This is a genomic window from Rivularia sp. UHCC 0363 (genome assembly GCF_034931125.1).
Lineage (GTDB): Bacteria > Cyanobacteriota > Cyanobacteriia > Cyanobacteriales > Nostocaceae > Rivularia.
This window is the reverse complement of the sequence record NZ_JAYGHM010000053.1, coordinates 58,553-61,341: the sequence shown is the minus strand read 5'-3', so window position 1 is coordinate 61,341 and position 2,789 is coordinate 58,553. Positions and strand designations below refer to the sequence as shown.

Here is a 2,789-nt window from a genome sequence, read left to right as displayed (position 1 = left end):
TTTTGGGTTATGATCTGACGTTTCAGGGATAGCGATACATTTCATTTGAGCGGATTTCGCGGCTAAAACTCCGTTGAGGGAATCTTCTAAAGCCAAGCAATTTTGCGGAGATACACCCAGTTTATTCGCAGTAGTCAGATAAACACCGGGATGAGGTTTTCCTAAAGCCTCAGATTCAGCCGAATAAATTATTTCAAAGGTATCAGTTAGATTTAGTTTTTTTAGGGCAGCATTGATAATTTTATATGATGAAGAAGAAGCCAAAGCTATTTTTACATCTTTAGTTTTGATATAATTGATCGCATCATTAACACCAGCCAAAGCCTTACCCTCAGTACAAATTAGCTCAATTAATTTATCAACTATTGCCTCTTCAACTTCCAACTTAGATAAATTATCCCAAGGATATTTTTTGTACCAGTATTCTACAACTTCATCAATTCTCAGTCCTTTGGTTTGCAGGCACATAGAAGGAATGAGAATTATATCTACCTGTTTAAATATAGCTATTTCTGCCTGTTGCCATAATGGTTCGGAATCAATCAACAAACCATCCATATCGAAAATTACTGCTTCAATCATAAAAATTGGGAATTGGGAATTGGGAATGGTTAAATTGTAGGGTGTGTGACTAGGCTGTTGACTCTGTGGTTTTTTTGGGCTAAAAGTTCATACAGTTTTTGTGTTGGCTTTTGACGGTCGGCAGAGCCGACTGTCATGGGTTCCCAGCCGGAGGCTGGGAACCAGTTAATGCATGAGCCGAAAACGGGTAAATTCTATCAAAGTCAACACCCTAGTGTGTGACGTAAAAGCTGAATTTTAAGGTAAACGATTAATTATGTTTGAGCGTCACGCACCACCAGGAATGTGATAATGATGAATTTTGTTAATATAGAAAATCAAGAACAAATCAAAACAATATTAAATAACTTATCAAACGCCATTTTTCCCGATAGCTGGGAAGCATCGCTTCTTGTTGTCGGAAATTTCGCTGATAATGCGTTTCGGCATCTTTTAAAGTGTTTTGCTATTCCACATACCCTTTCATCGTAAAATAACAAAGCTGATTTTCAATGCAAACGCTCCAAACACCGATACACAAAGCTTTTTATACACATGGCTGCAAAAATTCCCGTTACCGTGATCACAGGCTTTTTAGGTAGTGGTAAAACTACTTTAATTCGTAATTTACTACAAAATAATCAAGGAAGACGCATCGCTGTTATAGTCAATGAATTTGGCGAACTCGGTATTGACGGGGAATTATTACAATCGTGTCAAGTTTGCCCGGAAGAGGAAGACAGCGATAATATTGGCAATAATATCTATGAGTTAACTAACGGTTGTCTTTGCTGTACGGTTCAGGAAGAGTTTTTACCGACGATGCAGCAGTTAATTAAACGACGAGACAGCATCGACTGCATTTTGATCGAAACTTCTGGTTTAGCTTTACCAAAGCCGTTAGTAAAAGCTTTTCGCTGGCAAGAAATTCGCAATGCTGCTACAGTCGATTCCGTAATTACCGTTGTGGATAGTGAAGCGGTTGCTGCTGGAACTTTTGCTGGAGATTTAGAAGCGGTAGAGGCGCAACGGCAAGCAGATGATAGTTTAGAGCATGAAACACCTTTGCAAGAACTGTTTGAAGACCAGCTTGCTTGTGCAGATTTAGTGGTATTAAATAAAACTGATTTGGTGGATGAAGCAACTTTAGTTAAAGTGAAGAATTTAGTTAAGCAGGAATTACCTCGGATAGTAAAGATAATTGAATGCGATCGCAGTGAAATTGACCCATCTATATTATTGGGTTTACAAGCCGCTGTTGAAGATAATTTAGATCAACGTCCTTCCCATCACGACACCGAGGAAGAACACGAACACGATGATGAAATTACTTCTCATCACGTAATTTTAAACCGTAGTTTTAACCCGGAAAAGTTGAAACAGCAGTTACAAACTTTAGTACAACAGCAAGAAATTTTTCGCGTTAAGGGCTTTGTTGCAGTTCCCGATAAATCGATGCGTTTGGTAATGCAAGGTGTAGGAAATCGCTTTGAACAATTTTACGATCGTCCTTGGAAACCTGAAGAAGCTAGACTTACTCGTTTGGTTTTTATCGGTCGGGATTTGAATTCTGCTAATATCGAATCGCAATTGGTAGCTTTGAATTAATCAACGATAAATTATCATCACTCGGAAGCGTCGGTGAGGTCATTATTTTTGCCGACGCAAACCTTGAACTAACTCCTCCTTTTTATTTTCCCACCATTCATCGCTAATTTCGATTTTTTCACCACTGTCTAAACCTTCAAGCAGGAGAGTTTCTAAACGCTTGTTTTCAAGATTTTCTTGCTCTTGACGAATCAAATGGCGAACATATTCACTTACTGTACTATAACCTTTTTGTTTAACTTGTTCTTCTACAAATACCCGCATTGGATCGGGTAAAGAAATATTCATTGTACTCATAGGAAGAAAAGGTAATAGCAATATTGTAATAATACAATTTTGACATTTTTTGCCAATCTTTGCCAAATATATTTTACAGCAGGTTTATATGTATATAATCCAAAATCTAAAATCTATTGACGCGGAAGCGTCTTCCCGCAGTGTAATCCAAAATTAAAAAAAAGAGGGTTTCCCCTCTTTAAAGATTTACTCAACTTTAAATCGTTACAAATGTCTATAACGATACCATTATTCTTCGACAGCCGCTGCGACTTCCTCTTGAGCTTCATTTTGTTCAGTTTCTACTGGAACTTCTTCTGCTTGAGCTTCAGTTTCTGCTGTAA

The 2,789-nt window shown here is 37.8% G+C and carries 3 protein-coding genes; 1 reads left to right on the top strand and 2 read right to left on the bottom strand.

The features are described from left to right. Positions 1 to 582, bottom strand: a 582-nt coding sequence (gene hxpB / locus VB797_RS25145) for a hexitol phosphatase HxpB (RefSeq protein WP_323240485.1), incomplete at its 3' end; no start/stop codon positions are given. 534 nt (positions 583 to 1,116) lie between these two features. Between hxpB and cobW the strand changes: the two genes are divergently transcribed. Then, positions 1,117 to 2,169 carry a cobalamin biosynthesis protein CobW gene (gene cobW / locus VB797_RS25140; protein WP_323240484.1) on the top strand — a complete coding sequence of 351 codons (1,053 nt, stop codon included), beginning with the start codon at positions 1,117 to 1,119 and terminating at the stop codon, positions 2,167 to 2,169. A gap of 42 nt (positions 2,170 to 2,211) precedes the next feature. On the opposite strand, the gene VB797_RS25135 is transcribed toward cobW, so the two are convergent. Next, positions 2,212 to 2,457: a type II toxin-antitoxin system ParD family antitoxin gene (locus VB797_RS25135; protein WP_323240483.1), complete on the bottom strand. Its 246-nt coding sequence runs from the start codon at positions 2,455 to 2,457 to the stop codon at positions 2,212 to 2,214. Between the last annotated feature and the right edge of the window lie 332 nt (positions 2,458 to 2,789).